This is a genomic window from Candidatus Dadabacteria bacterium, from assembly GCA_026705445.1.
In the GTDB taxonomy this organism is placed as follows: domain Bacteria; phylum Desulfobacterota_D; class UBA1144; order Nemesobacterales; family Nemesobacteraceae; genus Nemesobacter.
Map to the genome: position 1 here is coordinate 11999 of JAPPAR010000022.1, position 24030 is coordinate 36028.

Here is a 24030-nt window from a genome sequence, read left to right on the forward strand (position 1 = left end):
GCTGATAATTTCTAGCTTGCCGGGAGCTGTATCTTGAATTCGGAGCCCGTTCCCTCTTCACTCTCCGCGGTAATTATTCCTCCGTATTTGGCTATTACTTGGCTCGATATAAAAAGACCAAGCCCTGTTCCTTTCCTTTTGCTCGAGAAAAACGGGGTGAATATTTTTTTCAGGTCTTTTTTCTGTATTCCTGTTCCGTTGTCTTTTACCGATATCAGGACCGTGTGTTTATTGCGTATCTTGTAATCCGTTACCCACTTGGTGCTGACCGTTATCTGCCCTTTGTCCTTTATCGAACTCACCGCGTTTTGGATAATGTTTATGAACACCTGTTTCAGGGAGTTGTAGTCTCCTGGTATGGGAGGAATGGTAATATCGAGCTTGTGCTTGAATTTTATGTTTTTATGCAGATTCGATTCAAGAAATATTATGTCAATCAGGATTTCATTTATATCTACCGACATCAGATGCTGCGTTGATACCGATGACGGTTTCACGAGTCTGTCAACCAAGTCTCTCAGTCTTTCCGTTTCCTTTATTATTATCTTCGAACACCGGTTCTTCTCCGTTTTTGACAGCGTGCCGTTTAGAAGTTGTGCAGCTCCCTTTATGCCGCTCAGGGGATTTCTTATTTCGTGCGCGAGCCCCCTTACAAGGGTTTCGTAATTTTCTTCCAGGCTGCAGTTCCTGCTGATGATGGACATCATGTTCATTTTTTCAGTGTTTCTTATCTGGATCACAAGTCCATTCATCCTGCCGTCGCTTCCGTGTATCGGAGATACGGTGCATTCCACGTTGATCGAAGAGTTGCGGGATATGCGGAAAAGCAGATCGTTTTCTTGCACAACTCTTTCTTCTTTTACCGCCCTTGAGCAGAGGGTGGTTATTTCTTCCGGCAGAAACTTTGATATATGATTTCCGATTGTCTTTCGCCTTGAGATATTGAGTATGGTCTCAGACGGCTCGTTAACGGAAATTATATTAAGATCCTTGTCAGCTACTATCACTCCCTCGGGAAGTGAATCCAGAAGATCCTTGTAGAACGTCGCATGTTCCTGCGGTTCTATGCCCGTAAGCATTTTTCTCGCTACGGCTGGTTCTCTCATATTTCTTCGATTCTTATGAAAATTGCGTCGGCTACGGATGTCATGGATTTTCTTATCCTATCAAGAGCTTTCCTGAGACTTTTCTCCCACGACTCGTGGGTCATTATTATGATGGGAACCTCCCCGCCGTTTGTTTCCCTTGTCTGCTGAATTATGGACTCTATGCTTATTCCGCACTTCCCGAGAATCGTGGTTATTTTCCCGAGCGTGCCGGGCTTGTCCTCGACCTGGAATCTAAGGTAGTAACGGCCCGTAAGACCGTCGGTGCTGACAAGAGACCTGCGTCCGGCGTCTTCCGCGTAAAGCATGGGAGGAGCAGGCTGCGAACCGTTTTGGGCGGTTTTTGCAATTGAAACCAGATCGCCCACAACGGCGCTTGCTGTCGGAAGCATCCCGGCCCCCATTCCATATAACATTGTCGGACCTACCTTGTCTCCCACGATATGGATTGCGTTAAACGCGTCTTTTACATCGGCAAGCTGAGTGTTTTTTCTTATAAGGGCCGGATAAACTCCAGCCTGTATGCCCGAGTCGGTTAGCTTGGCTATTGCAAGCAGTTTGATCTTGTAGCCGAGCTGCTCGGCGAAGCTTATATCGATTGAAGAGATGTTTCTTATCCCCTCGACGTATATGTTCTCGAATTTCGGAAAGAATCCGTAGGCAAGCATTATCAGAATCGACAGCTTGTGTGCGGCGTCAATGCCGTCTATGTCAAACGAAGGGTCGGCTTCTGCGTATCCCTCTTTCTGGGCGCGCTGCAGCATTTCGTCAAACCCTTTTTTCTCCTCCGACATGTTGTGGAGTATGTAGTTGCACGTCCCGTTCATTATTCCGTGTATGGAGAGAATGTTGTTTGCCACATAGCTCTCATGCGTCGCCTTGATTATGGGTATTCCTCCTCCGACGCTTGCTTCAAACGCCACGTGAACCCCGTTTGCGGCCGCTTCCCTGAATATTTCACCCCCGTGGTGGGCCAGAAGGGCCTTGTTTGCGGTTACGACGTTTTTCCCGTTTCGTATCGCGGCCAAGACCAGCTCGCGCGCTGCCGTAGTTCCACCGATAAGCTCGATTATTATCGAGATGCTCTCGTCGTCTATGAGTTCGCGTGCATCGGTGGTAAAAAGTTTCCTAGGGATTTTTACCGGGCGTTTTCTCTTTATGTCGATATCGGCTACTTTCTTGATTTTGAGCCTTATCCCGGTTCTTTTTTCTATTATGTCTCTGTTTTCGCTTATTGTCTTATAAACTCCGCAACCTATGGTTCCGGCGCCTATAAGACCTATATCTACGGAATTCATCCAACAATCTCCTTTTTTTAACGCACAAAAAGAAAATTATACATAATCCGCTTTACAATACAGAGGGGCCGCTGTCTTGGAGCGGAGGTTTGACAGTCATGTTTCCTGAAATAGACTAATTACTCCTGTTTTTCGTGGGGCCGTAGCTCAGCCCGGGAGAGCGCATGAATCGCACTCATGAGGTCGCGGGTTCAAATCCCGTCGGCTCCACCACTTTTCGTTTACTGTAGAGGGTGAGTTTGCTTAGCTGTGGCGATGAAGGAAGATATACTGGAACAGATTGTCGAGGATTATTTGCTCCACGAAGGGTATTTCGTTCGGCATAATTTGAAGTTTCGCCCACGTAAAGATCATCCCGATTTTAAACCGGAACAAGATTCTGTCCATAGCGATATTGATGTGCTCGGCTATCATCCTTCTAAGACTGGTCATGACAAAGTGTGGGTTGTAAGTTGCAAGAGTTGGCTAGGAGGTTTTTATCCGTCTGGGATACTTGAGGCGATTTTGGATAACAAGAAACTCAATGGCCGCGATGCTTGGAAAGGTTACCGTGAGCTTACCTGTCCAAAATGGTCAGAAGCCTTCTTGAAGGCCATAAGGGATGCTACTGGTGAAGGTTCTTTCACTTACTTTCTTGCCGTGACTCGCATAAAGACTAAAAAAGGCAAAAAGGCTAAAAGCCAGGAAGAAGAGAGGCGGACATGGGAAAGCCACAAGCCTTTTCAGGAGGCACTGGACGGAAATCCGCACCGGATCATTACGCTTCACGAAATGACTGACAAAATCACTGGAAAAGTAGCCAAGACTGGGACTCCAGAGACAACAGAAGTTGGGCGAATGATTCAACTTTTTTTGGCCGCTGAGATAATTACTGCTCCGAAGACAGATTGACCTGAGTGATGTTCTTTACCCTTCAACCTGATGAGAGATACGGGGAGGGTCTTTAGGGTTTTTCTTACATGTTTATCGCCCACTGTGGATATGAGGTGGCCTTGAGCTTCACCAGCAAGCCGTGAACACCTCGAGACTCTTGTCATCAATGAGGAACTAAGGTAGAGCCCCGAACCATTCATTGATGATGTTCAGTTTTTCTCGTCTGTTCTGGAAACACCGGCGAGCTTATACTATTAGTTTGACATGCGCTCGCCTTGAAACTAGATTTATAATTCTGTTTTATGCGGGGCCGTAGCTCAGTTGGGAGAGCGCATGAATGGCATTCATGAGGTCGCGGGTTCGACTCCCGTCGGCTCCACCATCCCTCATACTATGAGCCGGGAATTAGAATATTCCTTCGGAAAAACTATTTTTTTCTCTCCGTCCTGCCACTGGGTTACCAGCATTCGGTGTCCCGTCTGCCGCAGGGTCTCGGGATCAATACGGAAATCCCCGTAAAAAGTCGTGAATTCAGAGCGTAGGGCTTGGTGCAGAAGTGCCTGTTCGTCCGTTTCTCCCGTTCTTTCGATGAGTTTCTTGATTATAAGCCCCATATTGTAGGACTGTGCGGCGGTGTAGTCGGGCGTGTATCCGTAGGCGCGGGCAAACCTGTCTGAAAACTCCTCGGGGCTCGGGCCGAAATTCGGGGACAAAGAAAGCGTCGGTTCCCATTGGCTTGTTGAAACAAAACCGTCTGCCTCTAGGCCGAGACGTTTTTCAAACTCGTTTACCGCCGCCGCAAGCGTCGCCACTACCCCGAAGTCAAGGTCTGAGTTCCTCCGTATCCACTTGGCAAGATTTATGTCGTCTTCCATTCCCCCGCAACAGAGTACGCAGGAAGCGCTACGGCTTTTTTGGCGGGCAAGTATGGTGGAGAAGTCTTCTGTGCCGGAGGGAAAATCATAAACGGCTGCCGAAATACCTAGTTTCTCCGCGCGAAGCAAAGCCCCTTCGCACACGGTCTGGGAAAAGCGGCTTCCCCCAAGACGCAAAACGAAGAGTTCCACAGCTTGGTTATAGCAGCCATGGATCATATCCACGACCGCTTGGAAGTAAGAAGATGCCCCGGTTATCGCGCTTACCGTTTTTCCTTGGGCGCGAGAAGGAATATCGTCAAGCGACCCACCGTAATTCCACACTATTCTCTGGGCGCTCTCTGCAGTTTCAACGCACGCAAGCGTGAGGCTGCTTGAATATGGTCCCAGCAGTATGTCTACTCTGTCTTTTTCTATAAGGCGGAGGGTGTTCTCCTTTGTTTTTTCGGGGATACTCTCGTCGTCATAGAAGACGAGTTCCGGAACCAGGAATTTTCCATCCTGCGTCTCTATTCCGCCCCTAGCGCGCAGTTCCTCGGTAAAAAGTTTTATTCCTCGGAGGCTTTCCCTGCCCTGGATCGCGTGGCGTCCTGAGAGCGTTGCGGAAAGGCCGATTTTAAAGGAGTCCATTTCGAATCAGAGCAGGATTTTTACCGCCTCTTCAATTCTGTTTAAGCCCTCTTCTATGTTCTCCATGGATGTCGCGTAGGATATCCTGAGGTAGTTCTCTTTTCCGAAAGCTATGCCAGGAACTACGGCTACTTTCGCTTCTTCGAGCAGGAATTCGGTAAACGAAATGGATCCGTCGATTCTCTTTTTTCCGTAGGCTTTCCCCACGAAACCGCTTATGCTCGGGAACACGTAGAACGCTCCCATGGGGTTAAAACAGGTAAATCCCGGGATTTCGTTCAGCCTTTTTACTATGAATTTCTTCCTTCTCTCAAATTCTCTAGCCCTTTTGCCTAGCAGCTCCTGCGGTCCTCTAAGCGCCTCAAGGGCTGCCATCTGCGAGATTGAAGAGGGGTTTGAAGTTGACTGGCCTTGCAGCTTCGCCATTGCGCTTATTACTCTTTTGTCTCCGGCGGCGTATCCTATGCGCCATCCGGTCATTGAGTAGGATTTGGATACTCCGTTTACGAGTATAGTGGATTTTTTAGCCTTGTCACTAAGAGAGCAGACAGGTACGTGTTCAGTATCTGCGTAGATTATTTTTTCGTATATTTCATCTGAAATTATAATCAGGTCGGCGTCCAGGGCTACTTTTACTATCTCCTCAAGTTCCCCGCGCGAATAAGTGGTTCCCGTTGGGTTCGAAGGATAGTTAAGAATAAGGGCCCGCGTCCTTTCGTTTATCTCTGCCTGAAGCTGCTCCGGGGTGATTTTGAAAAGCCCTTGTTCGTCTGTGTCCATGATCACCGGAGTCGCGCCCGTAAGCGCCACCTGCTCGGGATAGGAAACCCAGTAGGGGGCTGGAATTATGACTTCGTCTCCGGATTCGAAAAGTGCTTGGGTGATATTGTATATCGAGTGTTTTGCCCCGCAGGAAACCAGTATTTCGTCCCTTGAGTACTCAAGGCCGTGATCTTTTTTCAAAGACGCCGCTATCGCGTCTTTGAGTTCGTCGATTCCACCCACGGCAGTATATTTCGTAAAACCGCTTTTAATTGCGGCCACGCCTTCTTTTTTCACGTTCTCCGGGGTGTCGAAATCGGGTTCCCCCGCTCCGAACCCTATGATGTCGACTCCCTGGGCGCGAAGCGACTTGGCTTTTGCCGTTATGGTCAGAGTTGCAGAAGGCTTCAGATTGCTGACCCTTTCTGAAAGTCTCACTTTATCATTTCCTCCGTTCCCCGGCCGGGCGAAGTTTTTCAATCAGTTTTTCCTCAACCACTGCTGGCACAAAATCTTTTGCGGAACCTCCCAGAGAAATGATTTCCTTTATCAGAGAGGAGCTTATGTGGGAGAACTGGCTGTCGGTCACCATAAACAGTGTTTCCACTTCTTCGTTCATAAGCTTGTTTGCGGTGGCCATCTGAAGTTCGTATTCAAAGTCCGAATGACACCTCATTCCGCGCAGTATGGTGTTGGTTTCCTTCTCTCTTATGTAGTCGGCCAGCAGTCCCTCGAAGCTTTCAACCTCGACGTTGGGGAAATCCTTGGTCACCTCGGCGATCAGAGATACTCTTTCTTCGGTCGAGAGAGTCGTTTTCTTTGAAGTATTGTGTCCGACCGAAATTATTATCTTCTCGAATATTCCCGCCGCCCGGGTGATTATGTTAAGGTGCCCGTTTGTGAAAGGGTCGAAGGAACCCGGATAGATTACAGTTTTGCCGTTCAATCTAGCCTCCTTAGAAAACTTACGGAGGTACCTCCGTATTTTCTGGTTCTCACGTCAAGTCCTTCAGAATTAATAACGTTTCTGGATGGATGTTCAATAACCATTACTCCCTTCTCCCCGACGACGCTTCGTATATCGCGGGCAAGCTCATGAGGCTCGGTCTTTTCGTAAAGCTCGTACGGGGGATCGACGAAAACAACATCAAACCCGCGATTTTCCGCACTTAACATACTCAATGCTTTTCTGAAATCAAAATTGAGTATTCTCGATCGTTCTGTGTATCCCAAGGAACGCAGATTCTGGGCGATTATTCCCGCTGTGCCGGGGTTTTTCTCAACGAAGACACAAAATGCGGCTCCCAGGCTCAGAGCCTCGATTCCCAGATTTCCCGAGCCTGAGAAAAGATCAAGCACCCTTGTTCCCGCCATTTCGGGACTCAGTATGTCGAAAATGGATTTTTTTATTCTGGACGCCGTGGGCCTAAGCGATTTTCCCCTTGGGACCTTCAGTTTTTTGCCCTTGGATTGTCCTGTAAGTATGCGCATATCGATTATTTCAACTCTTTCGTCAAGATCGAATTTACTCCCCGTTTTGCTCTGGAATTCATGAATTTATTCATGTAAAATATCATTCTAACCGGTTTATTTCACAACCATTCTTTTTCTTTTCTCCGGAGGGCTTTTTCAGGAATGGACACTTCATCCAGAGTGCAGACTGTAAACATTGAAGATGAGATGAAGGAGTCCTATCTCAGCTACTCAATGAGCGTGATAGTCGGAAGGGCTCTTCCCGACGTACGCGACGGACTCAAGCCCGTTCACAGGAGAATTCTCTACGGAATGAATGAGGTCGGAAACGTTTGGAATCGACCCTACAAGAAATCCGCCAGAGTGGTGGGGGATGTCATGGGTAAATACCACCCTCACGGAGACTCGGCGATCTACGACTCCCTTGTCCGGATGGCCCAGGATTTTTCCATGAGAATTCCGCTTGTCGACGGACAGGGCAACTTCGGTTCCGTTGACGGGGACAGTCCGGCGGCCATGCGCTACACGGAAGTAAGGCTCTCGAGAATCTCTTCAGAGATGCTTGAGGACCTTGATAAGGAAACAGTCGAGTTTTATCCGAACTACGACGGGGGAGAACTCGAGCCGAGCGTGCTGCCGACCAAGGTGCCCAACCTGCTTCTGAACGGTTCTTCGGGAATCGCGGTGGGTATGTCGACCAATATTCCTCCTCATAACCTTGGGGAGCTTCTCGACGCCGTAGTGGCGCAGATACGAGATCCCCAAATCACCGTGGACAGGCTGCTTGAGATCATGCCTGGACCGGATTTTCCCACGGGCGGTTTCGTAAGCGGTAGGGATGACATTCGCACCGCCTACGCCACCGGTCGCGGAATAGTCAGGATGAGGGCTAGGGTTCGCATAGAGAAGCAGAAAAAAGGGGACAGGGAAGTGATAATCGTCACCGAGCTCCCCTACCAGGTTAACAAGGCGCGGCTGGCCCAGAAAATCGCAGAGCTTGTGAGAGAGGAGAAAATAAAGGGTATCTCCGACATAAGGGACGAGTCCGACAGAGAGGGTATAAGACTTGTTATCGACGTGAAAAGCGGAGAACACGCCCAAGTGGTTCTAAACCAGCTCTACAAGCATACGCAGATGTACACTTCTTTCGGCATCATAATGCTCGCGCTTGTGAGAAACCAGCCGAAGGTCCTTAGCTTAAAAGAACTCCTTGCCCACTTCGTAGAGCACAGGAAGGAGGTAATTACCCGCAGAACCCAGTACGAGCTTCGAAAGGCCGAGGAACGCCTCCACATCCTCGAGGGGTTCAAGATCGCACTTGATAATCTGGATGAAATCGTGGAACTCATAAAAGGTTCCGAAAGTCCAGCGGCCGCGAAAGCTGGTCTTGTGCGGACCTTCGCGCTTTCTGAGCGCCAGGCCCAGGCCATTCTGGAGATGCGTCTTCAGAGACTTACGGCGCTTGAGAGGGACAAGATACTTGAAGAAAGACGCGAGCTTATAGCAACCGTGGCGAAGCTCAGGGAGATACTGGGGAGCGAAAAACTCATACTCGATCTCGCGGTGGAGAAACTCACAGAGCTCAGGGAAAAATTTGGGGACGCGAGGAGAACTGAGATAGTAGAAGACGTCGGAGAGATATCCATTGAGGATCTCATAACCGACGAGGAGATGGTGGTTACCACCACCTACGGGGGTTACATAAAGAGCATCCCGCTCAGCGTTTACAGGAACCAGAGAAGAGGCGGACGTGGAAGAACCGGAATGAGTACTAGGGACACAGATTTCGTTAACGATTTGTTCACGGCGTCGAGGCATAACAGCATTCTGTTTTTCTCAAGCCTCGGGAGATGCTACTGGCTCAAGGTCTACCAGATTCCCGAGGCCTCTCCCACCGCGCGGGGAAGGGCAATGGTTAACCTGCTCAACCTTGACAAGGGGGAGAAGGTGGCGGCCGTGCTGCCCGTAAAGGACTTTGCCGAGGACGTCTCAGTGGTCATGGCGACTCGAAACGGAATCGTTAAGAAAACGAAGCTGAGAGCGTATTCAAATCCCCGCGTAGGAGGGATAAAAGCCCTTAACATACTCGAGGGAGATGAACTTGTGGGAGCGGCGCTTGCGTCAGAGGATGACGAGGTGCTCCTTACTTCAAGGAACGGCCAGGCGATTAGGTTCAAAGGCACGGACGTCAGGAACATGGGCAGGGTGTCGACAGGTGTTAAAGGCATAAGGCTCAGAGAAGGTGACGAGGTGGTGAGTCTTGAGGTCATAAGGAACCAGAACGCGCAGATACTTACCATAACCGAGATGGGCTACGGCAAGTGCACCCTAATCTCGGAGTACAGGCTTACGAAAAGGGGAGGTATGGGGGTGAAGACCGTCAACATAACCGAGCGAAATGGAAGAGTGGTCGGGGGGTTCCAGGTGGATGATGATACGGAGATAATGCTCATAAGTAATCAGGGCGGCAAGATTATAAGAACGAGCGTTTCCGAGATACGTAACACGGGCCGAGCCGCCCAAGGGGTGAAGGTCATAAATCTTGAGCCCGAGGAACTTGTAGCCGCGGTTGCGAAAGTTGCGGAGGGTGACTGATGATAAAGGAAATAGAAAACGTGCTCTCCGGTTTTCCGGGCTATAACTGCTTTGCGTGCGGTCCGCACAATGAGCACGGACTTCGCCTTAAGTTTTTTCATGATCAGGAAACCGATGAGGTGTTTACTACTATCTGTACGGATGAGCATTTCTGCGGCTGGCCGGGGATAGTGCACGGGGGAGTTCAGTGCGCCCTTGTCGACGAGGTTTCTTTCTGGGCCATGTTCAATGAAACCCGCAAGATTGCCTTTACGGCGAAGATAGATATTGCTTACATGAAGAAGGTTCCAAGCGGCACAATGCTTGACGTGAGAGCCAAGATAAGGGAGATCAGGGGAAGAAGAGTTGAAGTCGATTCGGTCATAAGGGATGAGGACGGAACGGAACTCGCAAGTGCCGCCGTTACCTACGTGTTTCCCCGAAAGGAAACTCTGCGCCAGATACTGGGCCCTGAGCTTCTGAGCGAAGAATTCTTACAATACGTGAGGGATTAGATGATAAGACTGTATGAGCACCCGCTTTCTGGGAACGCCTATAAGGCAAAGCTTCTTCTGCACCAGCTTTCGGTCGAATACGAAGGAGTAACGGTGGATATATTCTCGGGGGAACATAAAAAGGAGGAATTCTCAGCGCTTAACCCCAATTGCAAGATCCCGGTTCTCTCGGACGGAGATTTCGTCATGTGGGAATCAAATGCGATACTTTTTTACTTGGCGAAGAAGTTCTCTCCGAATCCCTACCTCTCTGACGATCCGGAGACCTACGGCCTGATTGCGCAGTGGACTTTTTTCGGAAAGACGACCGTAGATCCGAACCTTGCGCTTGCGAGATACTTTGCGAAGTTCCTGCCACCCGACCAGGTACCCCCCGGGGCGATGGAGAAGCTTCACGTACAGGGAAACGTAGCGCTTGCGATCCTTGACGATCATCTCTCCCGAACCGAGTTTCTCTGCGGGGACTACTCAATAGCTGACATTGCGTGTTATCCCTACACGATGCTTTGCGAGGAAGGGGGTTTTGACTTGGAAGCGTATCCGTCGATCAGAAGATGGTGCGAAAGTGTCGAGGGAACTCCCAACTTCATTGCTTTTGCCTGCTAGTGCCGGGCGTATTTTATGGAAAAGGAAGTCGAGCTCTTTTTGGAACTGTTGGAGAAGACCCAAGGAGGGGTTGCCTTTACGGGAGCCGGAATAAGCACCGAATCCGGAATACCCGACTACCGTTCTCCAGGGACGGGCATGTGGGAGAAAATGGACCAGTCGGTGGTCTCGCTTTCCGGGTTTTTGAGAAATCCCGAGAATTACTATTCGTATGCCATGGAATCCTATCCTGTGAGGGCGGCCGCCGAACCCAACGCGGGTCATTACGCGCTTGCGCGTCTCGAGAAAAGGGGCTGGCTCAGGGGTGTTATAACGCAGAACGTGGACGGCCTCCATACAAAGGCGGGTTCTGAGAAAGTGTTTGAGCTCCATGGTTCCGTAAGGCGGGTCGTTTGCCTCCAGTGCCGGGAGTACTATCCGATGGATGACACGATGAGCAGGGTTGCCGGAGGGGAAAATCCTCCTCTCTGCCTGCAGTGCGGAGGGATTCTGAAGCCCGATGCCGTTTTTTTCGGAGAGGCCCTTCCCGAAGAGCCATGGGGAAAATCGATCGATCTCGTATCAGACTCAGAGGTGCTCATAGTTATGGGCTCTTCCCTCCTGGTTGCTCCGGCAAGCGGACTTCCACGTCTGGCTCTTTCCAAGGGGGCTGCGTTTGTGATCATAAACCTGATGGAGACTCCTTTTGACGATGAGGCTGACATGGTGATCCGTCGGAGAATCGGCGAATTCTTTGAAGAAACCGGAATATGAAAGGTGTAGTGTGGTGAGTGGAGCGGGAAACGGGATTCGAACCCGCGACCTTCTCCTTGGCAAGGAGACGCTCTAGCCAACTGAGCTATTCCCGCAACGAAAGCGAACTGAAAACATATCAAGAGCCTCCTTTGTTGTCAAATAGGATGGATTTTCGTATTTGGGTACAATAGAACCGCCATGAGTGAACAGGAGAGAAAAGATCTCATTGAGAAGGTAAAGACCGCCGTCATCAAGATAGGAAGCAGCGTGCTTACCCACGACGACGGATCTCTTAACGAATCCGTTTTTAAGGAGATAGCTAAGCAGGTCTTTAACCTTAAACAGAGGGGAGTGAGGACAATCATAGTTTCTTCGGGAGCCATAGCGTCGGGGATGAAGAAACTGGGTCTTTCGAGCAAACCTGTAGAGATAGACGTAAAACAGGCGATTTCCGCCTGCGGTCAAACCGAGCTTATCAGAAATTACGAAGAGGCTTTTTCTGAGTTTGGCCTTAATGTGGCGCAGATTCTGCTTACCCGTGACGGGTTCTCCGACAGGAAAAGGTTCCTTAACTCTAGAAAGACCATCCGGCGGCTGCTTGAGATGGAGATAATTCCCGTTATAAACGAAAATGACACGGTTGCTTTCGAGGAGATCATGTTCGGAGATAATGACAATCTCGCGGCACTTGTGATTTCTCTTACGGAAGCGGACCTTCTTGTACTGCTAAGCAACGTGGAGGGCTTTTTCGACAAGGACCCGGCGAAAGACGAAAACGCCAAGCTGCTTTCCACAATCGAGGAGATAGATTCCAGAATAGAATCCTTTGCCGGAGATACTTTCGGCAAAACCACTTCTGGAGGAATGAGAACCAAGGTCCAGGCGGCAAAATCCGCCGCCGCCTTTGGGGTGCCCACTATAATCGCGAACGGGAGAAGAAAAGATTCTCTTCTGAACATCTTTAAAGGCCATGAGTATGGAACCGTGATACTTCCGAAAAGGGAAAGACTCACAGGGAAAAAACACTGGATTGCCTATACGCTTAAGCCTCAGGGGAAACTTATACTGGACGAGGGTGCGGCCGAGGCTATTACTAAAAAAGGCAAAAGTCTCCTTCCTTCGGGTATAAGGGAAGTTCAGGGGGAGTTCGAGATAGGAGAGCTTGTGAGCTGCTTTAACTCCTCTGAGGTTGAAATATCAAGAGGACTTTGTTCCTACGGTTCTTCAGAGGTGAGGAAGATCCTCGGAAAGAAATCATCTGAAATAGAGGATGTGCTCGGGTACAGATACAGCGACGAGATAATCCATCGAAACGAGATGGTGATACTTTCCAGATGAGTGAGACTCGTAGATTTAACCGGTTCTCAAAGGGACTTGTGGTTTTTGTTTCCTCTCTGCTGGCTTTGTCTGCCTGGTTTTATTTCCTAGACGGCTTTCCAACTGAGACAAAAATTGTCGAGATACCGCAAGGCCTTGGCCTGTCCGCTATAGCGGAGAAACTTGAGGTAGAGGGAGTGGTAAGAAGAGCAGAGGTTCTTTTTTTTTCGGCTTTTCTGAGCGGAACCCATAGGAAGCTTAAGCACGGCGAATACGTCTTTTCGGCCGGCGAGGCGCCTTATGCTGTTCATAGAAAGTTGCGTCGCGGCGAAGTGTCCTTAAAGAGAGTTACCTTCCCCGAAGGGATTACTCTTGTGCAGATGGCCGGAATTCTCGATGCCTCGCAGATAGTTTCCCGGGAAGAGTTTCTCGCGGTTGCGGAAAACAGTGAGTATTCCACGAAAAAACTTGGCGTGGACGTTTCGAGTCTTGAAGGATTCCTTTTTCCCGACACTTATTTCTTTGCGCGTGATTGCTCTGCGGAGAAGGTAATTGAAACAATGCTAGATAGGTTTCGGGAAGTTTATGCGACGCTTGGTATTGCGAGTCCGCAACCCGATATCAAGGAGATTGTGACTATTGCATCACTAATAGAGAAAGAAACGGCTTTTCCCCCGGAGAGGCCTCTTGTATCCGCCGTAATACGCAACCGGCTTCGCAAAGGGATGAAGCTTGAATTTGACCCGACGGTGATCTATGCTCTTGGCGAGAAGTTTGACGGCAATATTAGGAAAAAAGATCTGAGTTTCCCTTCTCCCTATAATACCTACGTGGTTTCGGGACTCCCTCCGGGTCCGATAGCGGCTCCCGGTCTTGATTCAATCCGCGCGGCACTCGAGCCGGCGGATGTTGACTATCTTTACTTCGTTTCAAACGGAGGCGGGGTCCATGTTTTCTCAAGCACATATAGGGACCATCAGAATGCCGTGAAAAGGCTTCTAAAGAAGGAAAAGCAGTGACTTTATGCGCGTCCAGAGCACTTTTGATCAGGTGCGCTAGAGTTCTCCCCTGAACGCTTTTGCGAAGCCGTCATGCTGCGATCTGGCAATCTTTTCTTGCTCCGCCTGCAGATAAGCTCGGTCCTTTCTTTCTATACGTATTATGTCGTCCCGGCCCTTGGACGCCATGAACTGTGTTCCGACCGTTTCTTTTGAGAGTATTTCAAGTATTGGCGGGTAGTTCTTCGATCCGATGAATATGGAGTGTATGCAGACGCCTATACTCTTTGCGCGCACCCTCTGCACTTCTACATTGGGATCGCCGGAAGTTGGAATCCCGTCGGTTATAAAGAGTATGTGCTTGTTTCTAAGCCCTCTGCCTCGGAACTCCTTAAGCGCTTCTCCCAGTGCTTCTTCATAATTTGTGTTTCCGGAGCAGTCCGTGCTCTCCGCCAGCCTTTCTATCCAGCGGTAGTCCCTGGTGAAAAAGCGGGAGTTCTTCGTGTGTTTTCTTGAGCGGTGGTTAAATTCCAGATAGCCGATTCTCATCCTCTTTTTTCTCGCAAGCTCTATTACTCCCTTCACGACGGATGAAGACCACTCGCTGTACACTCCCATCATCGAAGTGCTTATGTCCCTGAGAATTGCTATCTCCCCTCCGAGCGTTTCCTTTTCGCGAAGGTGAACTCTGGGCAGCCTGGGGGAAGTATGCTCGGACCATATGAACGCCTCGACGGGATCTATATCCTCGATCTCGTCAAAAGAGGACATGCGCTTCCATTTTCTTGGAGATCCTCCCGGGTGGGAAGTCTTTTTTGCCATGCTTTTCTGGAAATTGCCTTCGAGCACTCTCATGATGCGTTTTATGTTCTCGGCTGTTTCCGTATTTCCCCTTCCCGGTATTACTGTTTCATCGTCTTCTCCGGCCTTGGACGACTTGCTGCTCATGTATGCGCGCGCGGATTTGTCCTCCCTCTCCGTGTTCCCACTGTCCTGTGGATTTCCGGTGGGGTCGCTCGGCACGTCCTGGCCTTCTGGAGGAGCCATTTCGCTCTGGTTGTTATCGAGGTTCTGCTTAAGGTCCTTAAGCGCGTCAAAGAATGTTTTCTGGGCCTCGGCGAGCGGATTCTCGGTTTCCTTATCCGATTCCTCGTCGGGAATTTCCCCCTTGGGTTCCTGGGAGAAATCCTGATCGAATTCCGAATCAGGGATCTGATCCGGATCCGGGGTCAGTTTGTCATCTGGCTTTTTTTTTTATCCTGAACGATATTCCGAAGAATATTGTCCATCTGTTCGTAGACGTCGGGGGGGACACGGAAAGCAGTCATGTATCTTAAGACGTCAAGGTCTTCTTTCGAGCATACATCCCGTTCGTTGAGAAGCGCGTGGGAACGGATAAGCTTGAGTGCTTTCACGAAAAACGTCCTGTCGGAAATAAGCGAGTTGGTCTCGTTGAGCCCGAAGTCCTCGATCATTATGGCCGCGAAATTCGCAAGACCTTCCTGCACGTCGGGCGGAATCAGTATCTTTTCAAGTGTTTTGTAGCTTTTGTCGAAAAGTTTTTTGCTTACCCTTTTCGGTATCTTTTCTTCAAACGGCCTTTCCGAGTAAAGCTCAATGACCTTTCTGGCTTCATCCCATTTTTTTCCGTAGGAGATTCCCAGAGCCTTTACTTGGAGAATGAAACGGTCAAGGTTAGCCGGATCAAGGGGTTCGTTGTAGTATTCGTCAGCCGTCGGGTTGCTCGTCGCTATTGCGGTCAGAAGCGGGATGGGTTCGTTGAAGAATTTCCTTTCGTTAAGTATTCGAAGAAGTATGTTGAGCGATTCCCCGGGCGCGCGCGATATGTCGTCTAAAAGGCATATCTCGGATGTCAGTATCCCGCCCTTTACGATATCCTGTTTTATCCTCTCCCCTGATTCGGTTTCCTCTTTTACTATAGTCAGGTCTCCGACGAGTTCCGAGAGCCTGGTGTCTCTGTGAAGCTGGTAGAAAAAGAAGTTGAGCTGGGCCGCTTTGGAAACGATTTCCGAAAGCATTGTCTTCGCTGTACCCGGAGGGCCTTCGATATAGATGTGTTCTCTTGAGATTATTCCGAGAAGGAGAGCGGTTTTTACCTCGTCGTGCCCGACGACATGCTTATCCATTTCTTCCCGGAGGGAAGCAAAAGGGTTATCGGGGTTCATTCATCCACTCCTGAAAAAAGGCAATGAGCGTTATTATTACATAAAGGGATGTTTTTTTCAATTTGTTTTGGTGTGTATTTTTTTTCCGGGTTCGGGTGTTTCTGATCCGCAGCAGCAAAAGGAAGAAACAGTGGAACTTGGAGCATGATCCCTGATGCCGAAGCCACACACGGAATGCCCCTTCATATTCACACTGGTTCCGATACCGATCTTGCTTCCATAAATAAGGCAGATTCCGGTAAGGCGAAAGTTCAGAAGTAAACAACCGCTTTTATCGAGAAACCGGTTTCGTTTCCGTCAAGTGATACGGGAACCTTTATGTTATTGCTGTCGGGGAAAGTCCCCCGGTCTTCTTTCTTGTAGAGTGTGTGGCGCGCTTCGGCCCGGATTCCGGTTTTGCCCCCGATCATCTTCTCAACGCCTCCCCCGAACGTAAGCGCGTTGAAGGTCTCGTCGTGGGAGTCGGTACCTCCCTCAAACTCATCGGTACCGCAGAGCCTGTCGCCGACAAAGCACCCGTAGTAGTCAATCTCAAACTCCGCGTTCACTCGGCGCACCCCGCCGAGAATGTAGATGCTGCCACCTGTACCCAGAAGTGAAGCCAGAGACGGAGGGTTTGCCCCAAGCACAAGCGTCGCACCGTAACTGTTTTTCCTGTCCACGCTCCACTTATCGGGCCATGCTTCCCCGCGCTGGTTCCGGCCCTGTGATTTTCCCTCTCCGGGAAGCGTTCCACTCACTGTGCCGTCGTGGATCTGCCCGTCAACTTCGATTCCCAAATAAAGGGTGTCGTTCGGGTCGAGACTAAGCCGATAGCCGACAAGAAGACCGCCGCCAAACCCCGTTTTGCTTGCCGAGTCACTGGTGCTGTAAATTTTTCCGGCCTGCAGGAAATCACTCGGGGCCTCAGTGTTGTCAACGGTCTTGGCATGTTCGATGTTATAGTATTGAACTCCGCCCGAGACGCCGACGTAAAAGCTGGCGCTTTGGGCAGCCGCGTTCGCGGAGATGCCCAAGGTTGTTGCAACCGCGACTATGAAAATCCAGAAAGCAGACTTTTGGTTTTTAGTTATCTTCATAATTTCTCTCCTGAACTTGTTGTTTGCAAAGCCCGTCCACACGCAGAACTTAACCTTCAGGCATATGCGATCTCAATAGATTTTATATCCTGAATATACTGCGTTGTAAAATGAATAAGGATGCGTTTGGGGTTGCTCGGGAGGACCCCGTCTTTGCGGAAAAACGGTTATAATCAGAATCTGCAAATGTGGCTTTTTATCCTGTTACAGGTTTTTTAACTCCGGGGCTGGATCTAATGGACGCGGAAAAAATATTTTACGGCGTAGACGAAGTAAAAAAGAGAAAATACCCGCTCAGGCTTATCCTGATAGCAGTTGTTTTTGCACTCGGTCTCGGGGCCTTCAAGTCTGGATTTTTCCCCGAGCCGTGGTTCTGGGAGAGCGACGATATTTCCCGAAAACTGATCGTTAGGAACACTGAATCCCGATGGATAACCACCAAGAAAGGCTATCTTTTTTTCGTTCGAGGGGAGATCATGAACGAAAGCGACGTTCCCGTCAGCTACATAAAGCTCAGGAGCAGTTTTCAAGTGTCGGGGCGGACCGTTTACGTCCAGGACTTTTACTCGGGCAACACCCTTTCGATGCGGGACCTCAGAAACGCCGACACGGAGCATCCTCTTCAGAAGTTAAGCAGGAAAAGCGGGGATGACCTCTCGGCACTTACCGGGACAGAGGCCTCGGCCAATTTCAACATAAAGCCCGGCAATACCGTTTTCTTCAGCACTTTCTACCTTTCCGTGAGCAAGATACTTGGTCTTAAGTATCAGATCGAGATTACGGATTTCGAGGAGATGTCTGAGGGTTAGGGGAGCCGTTTGGGGCTCCGGACTTGACGTTGCTCCCGGGTCGGGCAGCGCGCGGGATGGCAAGACCGGCACGTGGATTCCGCCTGCCGACATGTCTCTATTTATTGGGTGTCAGGACGAGAGGTGCGCAGAGTGCAAGTCGCCAGCTTCGAGATCGGCAAGTACAATGCATTTTAAATTGCTTTATTAAGCTGTTTTTAGTAAACTATAGCCCCTTTATAGAAATAATCCGGTGGGTAAGCGATGAAACCTACACGAATAAAAATAAGCATAAGTCAGGACGGTTCGCTCTCCAAAGAATCCGTCGAGACCCTTGATTTCGAGTTTCCACTCATTCCGAGAAAGCTTCTGAAATCCATGGGATTTGAAAAAGTTGATGACACGACTTACGTGGGTATAGTGTCAGTTTTTCTGAATCTTCTGGATAAGGAGCAGGAGATAGAGATTGAACTAGGGGTGGAGGCTTCCGACGCGAGAAAGAAAATTCTGGATCTTTTCGCTAAGGGTTTTCAAAGTATGGGCGGAAGCGGGGCTCCTGACGCTGAAAGAAAACCAAAACCCGCCCCGAAAACAAGAAAACCGAGGGCAAGGAAGGTTTCCGCCGCCAAGAAGGCTGGCTAGCTGCTATGCAGGATTTTGTTTTTGAAGAAGCGCTTACCTTTGACGACGTAATACTATCTCCGCGCTATTCCGAAGTTCTGCCGAGCGAAGTTGATGTTTCGGTAAGGCTTACCCGGCGTATAAACCTTAATATTCCCATACTAAGCGCGGCCATGGATACCGTAACGGAATTCCGCACGTCAATCGCCATGGCGCAGGAAGGCGGCATAGGGATAATCCATAGAAACCTCTCCATCCCTGCACAGGCGGGAGAAGTCGAGAGAGTAAAGAAATACGAAAGCGGAATGATAGTTAATCCACTGACCGTACGTCCCGGAACCCGGGTTAGCGAAGCCCTCGAGATAATGGTTGAAAACGACATCTCAGGCCTTCCTGTTGTAAAGTCCGACAACACGCTTCACGGAATAATCACCAACAGGGACATAAGATTCGAAAAGAACATGGATCTTAAGATCGACAAGGTGATGACTCCCAAAAAGGAGCTTGTTACCGTCAAGGAGGGCACCACTCTTCTCGAAGCCAAGGAACTTCTTCACAAGTTTAAGATAGAAAAACTCCCGGTCGTTGATGACAGCTTCAAGCTTCGTGGCCTTATAACCATGAAGGATATAGAGAAAATAGAGAAGTTTCCCAAGGCGTCTAAGGACGTGATGGGAAGGCTTCTCGTGGGAGCCGCGGTCGGGGTTGACAAGCACAGCCAGGAGCGGGTGGACGAGCTTGTTGCAGCAGGCTGCGACGTAATAGTGGTCGATACTGCACACGGACATTCGAAAAGAGTGCTAGACAGCTTGGCCCATATAAGAAAAAAATACCCGGAGATAGATTTGGTGGCCGGCAACATAGCCACCTCCGAAGCGGCCGAGGATCTTATAAAAGCTGGTGCGGATTGTCTCAAGGTGGGGGTCGGTCCCGGATCGATATGTACGACGCGTGTGATAGCCGGTATAGGAGTGCCGCAGATAACCGCCATAAGGAAAGTCTGTTCCGTGGCGAAAAAGCACGACATACCCGTAATAGCCGACGGAGGGATAAAGTACTCGGGGGATATAACAAAGGCGCTTGCCGCCGGAGCAGATTCTGTGATGATAGGGAACCTGCTCGCCGGGTCGGACGAAGCCCCCGGGGAGGTTGTCCTCTATCAGGGGAGAACCTACAAAGTCTACCGTGGCATGGGTTCCATTGAAGCGATGAGGGCCGGGAGCAGAGACCGCTACGCCCAGGACGATGAGATGATGGAGGCTAAGCTTGTCCCCGAAGGAATAGAGGGAAGGGTTCCTTACAGGGGCAATATAGGGGCCATAGTCTACCAACTGGTCGGAGGGCTTCGTGCGGGAATGGGCTACACCGGTTCCGCGACGATAAGGGAACTTCAGGAAAAGGCGAAGTTCGTAAAGATTACCAATGCCGGGCTTCAGGAAAGTCACGTTCACGATATCGTAATTACCAAGGAATCTCCCAACTACAGGATCGGGTGATAACGGTTTTCTTATCTCGCAAAGTCAGCCTCAGAAAGCGCGGTTTACCCTTCAGGGTTCTTCGGATTTTATCGCAACGGGGGAGGCGGTCGTAAATGCGGGAAAAAGTTCTTGTTCTTGATTTCGGTTCCCAGTATACGCAGCTTATCGCCAGGCGCACCAGGGAACTCGGGGTTTATTCCGAAATAAAGCCCTATAACACTTCCACAGACGAAATAAAGAAAGACCATCCAGGGGCGATAATACTCTCCGGGGGGCCCTCAAGCGTCTGGGCGGATGATTCTCCTAGGGTGGACGGGGAAATACTGGCTTTGGGAGTACCGGTTCTGGGTATCTGTTACGGGCTTCAGGTGCTGGTTTTCCAGCTCGGTGGTGAAGTTGAGCGCTCCGAGAAGAGGGAATACGGTCCTGCCGTCTTGAACTTGGTAACGGAAGACCCGCTTTTCTCGGGCGTGGAGAAGACCTCGGGAGTCTGGATGTCTCACGGCGACAGGGTTTTGAGTATGCCCGAGGGATTTACGGCGATAGCCGATACCGAGAACACGGAGTGCGCGGCGGTAAGAAATGCAGGCGGAAACATCTACGGGGTGCAATTCCACCCGGAGGTCGTGCATACGGAATTCGGAGCCCGGATACTCTCCAATTTCCTTTTTCAGGTGGCGGGGCTTGGCGGAAACTGGACGGCGGGTTCGTTCATAGAGCATTCAATGCACGATATAAGGGAAAGGGTCGGGAACGGCAAGATCATATGCGGGCTCTCGGGAGGAGTGGACTCCTCGGTCGCGGCTGCTCTTATTAACGAGGCGGTGGGCCGCAGGCTTTACTGTATTTTCGTTGATACGGGATGCATGAGGCTTGATGAGGCTCAGGAGGTCTGTGACGCTTTTTCCGAGTTTGAGATGAATTTTATTCACGTGGATGCCTCTGAGAGATTTCTCTCTCATCTTGAAGGTGTTGAGGATCCCGAAACGAAAAGAAAGATCATGGGCGAGCAGTTCGTGAGGGTCTTCGAGGAAGAAGCTGAAAAGATATCCGATGTCCGTTTTCTAGCCCAGGGAACGCTCTATCCCGACGTTATCGAGAGCGTGAGTGTCAAGGGCCCCTCGGCCGTCATAAAGTCCCACCACAACGTCGGAGGGCTTCCGGAAAAAATGAACCTAGAGATAGTAGAGCCTCTTCGGGAACTTTTCAAAGACGAGGTGAGAAGCGTTGGCGAGGCTCTCGGGCTCCCTTCCTCTCTTATAGGCCGTCATCCCTTTCCCGGTCCGGGTCTTGCGATCAGGATAATGGGAGAAGTCACGCGCGAAAGACTCTCCATACTGAGGCATGCGGATAGCATTTTTATAGACGAGCTTAAAAAATCGGGGGCCTATGATGAAGTATGGCAGGCCTTCTGCGTTTTTATCCCGGTAAAGACGGTGGGAGTGATGGGCGATGAGCGCACCTATGAAAACGTCTGCGCCCTGAGGGCTGTGAGCAGTACGGATGGAATGACCGCCGACTGGTCGAAGATATCCTATGATCTGCTCGGGAAAATCTCGGTAAGGATCATAAACGAGGTAAAGGGAATAAACCGGGTCGTATACGATATATCCACAAAACCTCCCGGCACCATAGAGTGGCAGTGAAGTCTAGCTGACTTTCTTTTTGAATATGGCGAATTCACCCGTAATGGTGGCAAGTTCCCAGCCGTCCTTACCAAGCGAGACAAGAGAATCTTCAAGGTTTTCCCTGGCGTTCTCCCTTCTTGAATCAACCTCTTCCTTGTAGACCGCTATATCATGGTCCTGGGGTCTTTTAACAAGCACATCAGTCGAGATTACCTTGTATTCCCAGCGCTCCATTATTCTTCTTGCTCCCCGGTTTCCTCTTCTTCGTCAATGAGAAGGGATGTTGCCTTGTCACTTACGTCGGGCAGGGATTTTACGTGTTTTTCGTAATCCTTCTGGGTGATATGCCCTTCTTTTATATATCTTTTGTAAATCCGTACATCAAAAAATTCTTCGTTATCCTGCATTATCCATCCTCCGAAAGAAAAACAATTTTAACCACGAGTGAGGTTTTTTCAAAGACAGAGACTTCGGGCTGCCGTCAATTCCTCTCCTGCAAAAACCAGTTCCATGTTCTAAAAAGGCCTTCGCGCAAGGCCATCTGCGCGCTCCATCCGAGCTTCTCGGCCGCTAGGGAGCAGTCAAGACTAATTCTTCTTACTTCCCCGGAACGCTCTTTTTCGTGAACAGTCGTGAATTCGGTTTTAGTTGCCTCCCCCAGTATGCGCACTATGTCGTTTACGGAACTCTCGATAGAAGTTCCTATGTTGAAAGTTCCCTCTTGCATGAGGCTTGCGGCGAGCAGGTTTGCCCGCGAGACATCGGAGACGTGCACGTAATCCCTCGTTTGTTCTCCGTCTCCGAATATGAGGCAGGGCTTCCCGCTGATTATTTTCTCGCAGAAAATCCCTATCACGCCGGCCTCCCCCTCGGGGTTCTGCCTTTCTCCGTACACGTTTGAGTATCTCAGGATCACGTGTCCGAAACCATGATTCCTTGAATGGTATCTTATGTAATTTTCCGTTGAGAGTTTCGAGATTCCATAAGGGGAAAGAGGAAGGGCGGGGGTTGACTCATCGGCCGGAAGTTTCTTTGGCTCTCCGTAGAGAGCGCCTCCGGTGGATGAAAAAATGAATTTTTCGGTTTTGTGATCCCCGCAGAGTCTAAGAACGTTAAGGGAACCGCCTATATTTACATCAGCGTCAAAGCCGGGGTTCTCGACGGAATTTCTTACGTTTATCTGTGCTGCGTGGTGGTTGACGACTTCAGGGCGGAATTGGCGAAACGCCTTTTCAAGTCGGGCGGAATCCCTTACGTCGCACTCAACAAACTCGGCTTCAGGGGGGATATTGTCCTCAGACCCCGTTGAGAGGTTGTCGACCACTAGAACCTCGTGGCCCTCGGAGATATGCGCTTTGCATACCCAAGAGCCTATGAATCCCGCTCCGCCTGTGACTATTATTCTCACTTTTTTTCCTTCCGGATGCCGTGAATAATAGTTTTCCCCTAGGGTTTTGTCAAAAAGCAGATTCGGTATAAATCCTGGGATTGTTTAAATCGTTAAGCAAAAAAAGAACGGGCATGCAGGATTGTTGTTAACAACCTGATGCCCGTTGCTATTTTACGCTCGGCCGTTTCGTGGTATTCCAATTATCGTTTCATGGGAGACAATACGCCCTGACTATCTAAAAGGTTATGGCAGTCCCTCAAGCCGTCGTCGTCTGTCAGATATTTTGCCAATGCGGGATGCACGGTGTCTCCGCCCATTTCACCACAATCGCCTGCTCCTATGTCTTCTAACCCAGCAGTTCCTGCTGGTACCATCACATATGGACAAATTACCACAGGTTGATAGGCTGTGGCATCTGCGGCGCGACGGTAGGCATAGCCGGCCCAGTAACCGGTATATATCGTGTCTGCCTCAATGTCAGCGTCGGTTTTTGCTACGAGAAAATATGCTCCGGGCCTGTCAAAATTTCCATCCGTCTCACTTACGTAATAGGTTGAAATGGTTTCGGCATTGTAATCGCTTTCGCCTACCTTTACTCCTACCTGTAGAAAGGTTGCAGACCCAAAAGCGACGCCCCTTGCGGTGATCCTGACGTTAGGCTCGCTGAGATCTCCTGCATCTTCCTCGCGCAGGTCAATGTCTTCATTTGTACAATCCGTTGTACCATCCGCATTAACACTGGTGTAGAATCCTCTCATCTCAATTGGTTGCGCTTCCGCTTCATCATCGTCATCATCACAGGATGAGAGTGCTAGCAATCCTGTAAGGCAAAATGCTACTGATAAAGCAAAAATTCCGAGACTGCGTATCCCTTGAAAACGGCGCAACACAAGACTATTGTAAAACTTCCACATAACAAAATCCCTCCTTTTAAGACTAATAGTTCCACTATAACACAATTCGTAGTAGGAAAGACTATGGAATTTTTATTTATTTTAGGGGCCCGTTCTCGTATCAATATCCAAGGAGATTTTAGTGCTTCGGTTTGTCCGGTTTTTAAGTTATACTCCCCTCAAAACCGGTTTACCTGCGTTCGGA

General features: G+C 49.7%; 24 protein-coding genes and 3 tRNA genes. 13 read left to right on the forward strand and 14 right to left on the reverse strand.

What is annotated here, in order from left to right:
- Nucleotides 1-11: 11 nt before the first annotated feature.
- Together OXG75_05560 and OXG75_05565 are read right to left on the reverse strand one after the other, a co-directional pair.
- A complete protein-coding gene (locus OXG75_05560) occupies nt 12-1106 on the reverse strand; it encodes an ATP-binding protein (protein ID MCY3625439.1) in 1095 nt (364 codons plus the stop codon).
- Entirely contained in the window at nt 1103-2404 is a 1302-nt protein-coding gene (locus tag OXG75_05565) for a homoserine dehydrogenase (protein MCY3625440.1), read from the reverse strand. The genes OXG75_05560 and OXG75_05565 overlap by 4 nt, the downstream gene beginning before the upstream one ends.
- 136 nt (nt 2405-2540) lie before the next feature.
- Here OXG75_05565 and OXG75_05570 point away from each other — a divergent pair.
- From OXG75_05570 to OXG75_05580, 3 genes are all read left to right on the forward strand, one after another.
- Nucleotides 2541-2617, forward strand: a tRNA-Ala gene (locus tag OXG75_05570).
- A gap of 42 nt (nt 2618-2659) precedes the next feature.
- A complete protein-coding gene (locus OXG75_05575; GenBank protein MCY3625441.1) occupies nt 2660-3295 on the forward strand; it encodes a hypothetical protein in 636 nt (211 codons plus the stop codon).
- A 288-nt stretch (nt 3296-3583) separates the two neighbouring features.
- A tRNA-Ala gene (locus tag OXG75_05580) sits at nt 3584-3659 on the forward strand.
- A gap of 4 nt (nt 3660-3663) precedes the next feature.
- Here OXG75_05580 and OXG75_05585 read toward each other — a convergent pair.
- The 4 genes from OXG75_05585 to rsmD are packed head-to-tail and all read right to left on the reverse strand — an operon-like array spanning nt 3664 to nt 7035.
- Nucleotides 3664-4782: an amino acid ABC transporter substrate-binding protein gene (locus OXG75_05585; GenBank protein MCY3625442.1), complete on the reverse strand. Its 1119-nt coding sequence runs from the start codon at nt 4780-4782 to the stop codon at nt 3664-3666.
- 6 nt (nt 4783-4788) lie between these two features.
- Entirely contained in the window at nt 4789-5982 is a 1194-nt protein-coding gene (locus tag OXG75_05590; protein MCY3625443.1) for a pyridoxal phosphate-dependent aminotransferase, read from the reverse strand.
- 4 nt (nt 5983-5986) lie between these two features.
- Nucleotides 5987-6490, reverse strand: a complete 504-nt coding sequence (gene coaD / locus OXG75_05595) for a pantetheine-phosphate adenylyltransferase (protein ID MCY3625444.1) — start codon at nt 6488-6490, stop codon at nt 5987-5989.
- Nucleotides 6487-7035, reverse strand: coding sequence for a 16S rRNA (guanine(966)-N(2))-methyltransferase RsmD (gene rsmD / locus OXG75_05600; GenBank protein MCY3625445.1), 549 nt, complete (start codon nt 7033-7035; stop codon nt 6487-6489). The genes coaD and rsmD overlap by 4 nt, the downstream gene beginning before the upstream one ends.
- 144 nt (nt 7036-7179) lie before the next feature.
- Here rsmD and gyrA point away from each other — a divergent pair, with 144 nt between their 5' ends.
- Genes gyrA through OXG75_05620 form a run of 4 tightly spaced genes read left to right on the forward strand, consistent with a single transcriptional unit; the run spans nt 7180 to nt 11465 of the window.
- Complete coding sequence (gene gyrA, locus OXG75_05605) at nt 7180-9612, forward strand: DNA gyrase subunit A (GenBank protein MCY3625446.1); 2433 nt, start codon at nt 7180-7182, stop codon at nt 9610-9612.
- On the forward strand, nt 9612-10106 hold the full coding sequence (locus OXG75_05610) for a PaaI family thioesterase (GenBank protein ID MCY3625447.1): 495 nt from the start codon (nt 9612-9614) through the stop codon (nt 10104-10106). Before gyrA ends, OXG75_05610 begins: the two co-directional genes overlap by 1 nt.
- The gene (locus tag OXG75_05615) at nt 10107-10712 is read left to right on the forward strand and encodes a glutathione S-transferase family protein (protein ID MCY3625448.1); all 606 of its coding nucleotides are present in this window, start codon (nt 10107-10109) and stop codon (nt 10710-10712) included.
- A gap of 15 nt (nt 10713-10727) precedes the next feature.
- Entirely contained in the window at nt 10728-11465 is a 738-nt protein-coding gene (locus OXG75_05620; GenBank protein MCY3625449.1) for a Sir2 family NAD-dependent protein deacetylase, read from the forward strand.
- Between the two features lie 18 nt (nt 11466-11483).
- Here the strand turns inward: OXG75_05620 and OXG75_05625 are convergent.
- Nucleotides 11484-11560: transfer RNA gene (locus tag OXG75_05625), tRNA-Gly, on the reverse strand.
- Between the two features lie 85 nt (nt 11561-11645).
- Here OXG75_05625 and proB point away from each other — a divergent pair.
- A complete protein-coding gene (proB, locus tag OXG75_05630) occupies nt 11646-12785 on the forward strand; it encodes a glutamate 5-kinase (protein MCY3625450.1) in 1140 nt (379 codons plus the stop codon).
- Nucleotides 12782-13783, forward strand: coding sequence for an endolytic transglycosylase MltG (gene mltG / locus OXG75_05635; protein MCY3625451.1), 1002 nt, complete (start codon nt 12782-12784; stop codon nt 13781-13783). The genes proB and mltG overlap by 4 nt, the downstream gene beginning before the upstream one ends.
- A 36-nt stretch (nt 13784-13819) precedes the next feature.
- Here the strand turns inward: mltG and OXG75_05640 are convergent, their stop codons facing one another.
- From OXG75_05640 to OXG75_05650, 3 genes are all read right to left on the reverse strand, one after another.
- Complete coding sequence (locus OXG75_05640) at nt 13820-14809, reverse strand: VWA domain-containing protein (protein ID MCY3625452.1); 990 nt, start codon at nt 14807-14809, stop codon at nt 13820-13822.
- Nucleotides 14810-14991: 182 nt separating this feature from the next.
- Nucleotides 14992-15948, reverse strand: coding sequence for a MoxR family ATPase (locus OXG75_05645; protein ID MCY3625453.1), 957 nt, complete (start codon nt 15946-15948; stop codon nt 14992-14994).
- A gap of 251 nt (nt 15949-16199) precedes the next feature.
- Entirely contained in the window at nt 16200-17027 is an 828-nt protein-coding gene (locus tag OXG75_05650; protein ID MCY3625454.1) for an outer membrane beta-barrel protein, read from the reverse strand.
- Nucleotides 17028-17263: 236 nt separating this feature from the next.
- Here OXG75_05650 and OXG75_05655 point away from each other — a divergent pair, with 236 nt between their 5' ends.
- From OXG75_05655 to guaA, 4 genes are all read left to right on the forward strand, one after another.
- Entirely contained in the window at nt 17264-17836 is a 573-nt protein-coding gene (locus OXG75_05655) for a hypothetical protein (protein ID MCY3625455.1), read from the forward strand.
- A 243-nt stretch (nt 17837-18079) separates the two neighbouring features.
- Nucleotides 18080-18457 (forward strand): hypothetical protein, encoded by a 378-nt coding sequence (locus OXG75_05660; GenBank protein ID MCY3625456.1) that lies wholly within the window; start codon nt 18080-18082, stop codon nt 18455-18457.
- A gap of 5 nt (nt 18458-18462) precedes the next feature.
- Nucleotides 18463-19932, forward strand: a complete 1470-nt coding sequence (gene guaB, locus OXG75_05665; protein ID MCY3625457.1) for an IMP dehydrogenase — start codon at nt 18463-18465, stop codon at nt 19930-19932.
- A gap of 95 nt (nt 19933-20027) precedes the next feature.
- Nucleotides 20028-21560 carry a glutamine-hydrolyzing GMP synthase gene (gene guaA / locus OXG75_05670; protein ID MCY3625458.1) on the forward strand — a complete coding sequence of 511 codons (1533 nt, stop codon included), beginning with the start codon at nt 20028-20030 and terminating at the stop codon, nt 21558-21560.
- A gap of 3 nt (nt 21561-21563) precedes the next feature.
- Here guaA and OXG75_05675 read toward each other — a convergent pair whose 3' ends face one another.
- The 4 genes from OXG75_05675 to OXG75_05690 form a co-directional block, all read right to left on the reverse strand.
- Nucleotides 21564-21776 (reverse strand): hypothetical protein, encoded by a 213-nt coding sequence (locus OXG75_05675; GenBank protein ID MCY3625459.1) that lies wholly within the window; start codon nt 21774-21776, stop codon nt 21564-21566.
- Nucleotides 21776-21949 carry a hypothetical protein gene (locus OXG75_05680; protein ID MCY3625460.1) on the reverse strand — a complete coding sequence of 58 codons (174 nt, stop codon included), beginning with the start codon at nt 21947-21949 and terminating at the stop codon, nt 21776-21778. Before OXG75_05680 ends, OXG75_05675 begins: the two co-directional genes overlap by 1 nt.
- Before the next feature lie 74 nt (nt 21950-22023).
- Complete coding sequence (locus OXG75_05685; protein ID MCY3625461.1) at nt 22024-22950, reverse strand: NAD-dependent epimerase/dehydratase family protein; 927 nt, start codon at nt 22948-22950, stop codon at nt 22024-22026.
- A 182-nt stretch (nt 22951-23132) separates the two neighbouring features.
- Entirely contained in the window at nt 23133-23846 is a 714-nt protein-coding gene (locus OXG75_05690) for a hypothetical protein (protein ID MCY3625462.1), read from the reverse strand.
- Nucleotides 23847-24030 lie beyond the last annotated feature (184 nt).

What these genes read in the sequence shown, in the direction of transcription:
- OXG75_05560 (MCY3625439.1), bottom strand. Translation starts at nt 1,106, where the DNA reads ATGAGAGAACCAGCCGTAGCGAGAAAAATGCTTACGGGCATAGAACCG.
- OXG75_05565 (MCY3625440.1), bottom strand. Translation starts at nt 2,404, where the DNA reads ATGAATTCCGTAGATATAGGTCTTATAGGCGCCGGAACCATAGGTTGC.
- OXG75_05575 (MCY3625441.1), top strand. Translation starts at nt 2,660, where the DNA reads ATGAAGGAAGATATACTGGAACAGATTGTCGAGGATTATTTGCTCCAC.
- OXG75_05585 (MCY3625442.1), bottom strand. Translation starts at nt 4,782, where the DNA reads ATGGACTCCTTTAAAATCGGCCTTTCCGCAACGCTCTCAGGACGCCAC.
- rsmD (MCY3625445.1), bottom strand. Translation starts at nt 7,035, where the DNA reads ATGCGCATACTTACAGGACAATCCAAGGGCAAAAAACTGAAGGTCCCA.
- gyrA (MCY3625446.1), top strand. Translation starts at nt 7,180, where the DNA reads ATGGACACTTCATCCAGAGTGCAGACTGTAAACATTGAAGATGAGATG.
- OXG75_05610 (MCY3625447.1), top strand. Translation starts at nt 9,612, where the DNA reads ATGATAAAGGAAATAGAAAACGTGCTCTCCGGTTTTCCGGGCTATAAC.
- OXG75_05615 (MCY3625448.1), top strand. Translation starts at nt 10,107, where the DNA reads ATGATAAGACTGTATGAGCACCCGCTTTCTGGGAACGCCTATAAGGCA.
- OXG75_05620 (MCY3625449.1), top strand. Translation starts at nt 10,728, where the DNA reads ATGGAAAAGGAAGTCGAGCTCTTTTTGGAACTGTTGGAGAAGACCCAA.
- proB (MCY3625450.1), top strand. Translation starts at nt 11,646, where the DNA reads ATGAGTGAACAGGAGAGAAAAGATCTCATTGAGAAGGTAAAGACCGCC.
- mltG (MCY3625451.1), top strand. Translation starts at nt 12,782, where the DNA reads ATGAGTGAGACTCGTAGATTTAACCGGTTCTCAAAGGGACTTGTGGTT.
- OXG75_05640 (MCY3625452.1), bottom strand. Translation starts at nt 14,809, where the DNA reads ATGGCTCCTCCAGAAGGCCAGGACGTGCCGAGCGACCCCACCGGAAAT.
- OXG75_05645 (MCY3625453.1), bottom strand. Translation starts at nt 15,948, where the DNA reads ATGAACCCCGATAACCCTTTTGCTTCCCTCCGGGAAGAAATGGATAAG.
- OXG75_05650 (MCY3625454.1), bottom strand. Translation starts at nt 17,027, where the DNA reads ATGAAGATAACTAAAAACCAAAAGTCTGCTTTCTGGATTTTCATAGTC.
- OXG75_05655 (MCY3625455.1), top strand. Translation starts at nt 17,264, where the DNA reads ATGGACGCGGAAAAAATATTTTACGGCGTAGACGAAGTAAAAAAGAGA.
- OXG75_05660 (MCY3625456.1), top strand. Translation starts at nt 18,080, where the DNA reads ATGAAACCTACACGAATAAAAATAAGCATAAGTCAGGACGGTTCGCTC.
- guaB (MCY3625457.1), top strand. Translation starts at nt 18,463, where the DNA reads ATGCAGGATTTTGTTTTTGAAGAAGCGCTTACCTTTGACGACGTAATA.
- guaA (MCY3625458.1), top strand. Translation starts at nt 20,028, where the DNA reads ATGCGGGAAAAAGTTCTTGTTCTTGATTTCGGTTCCCAGTATACGCAG.
- OXG75_05675 (MCY3625459.1), bottom strand. Translation starts at nt 21,776, where the DNA reads ATGGAGCGCTGGGAATACAAGGTAATCTCGACTGATGTGCTTGTTAAA.
- OXG75_05680 (MCY3625460.1), bottom strand. Translation starts at nt 21,949, where the DNA reads ATGCAGGATAACGAAGAATTTTTTGATGTACGGATTTACAAAAGATAT.
- OXG75_05690 (MCY3625462.1), bottom strand. Translation starts at nt 23,846, where the DNA reads ATGTGGAAGTTTTACAATAGTCTTGTGTTGCGCCGTTTTCAAGGGATA.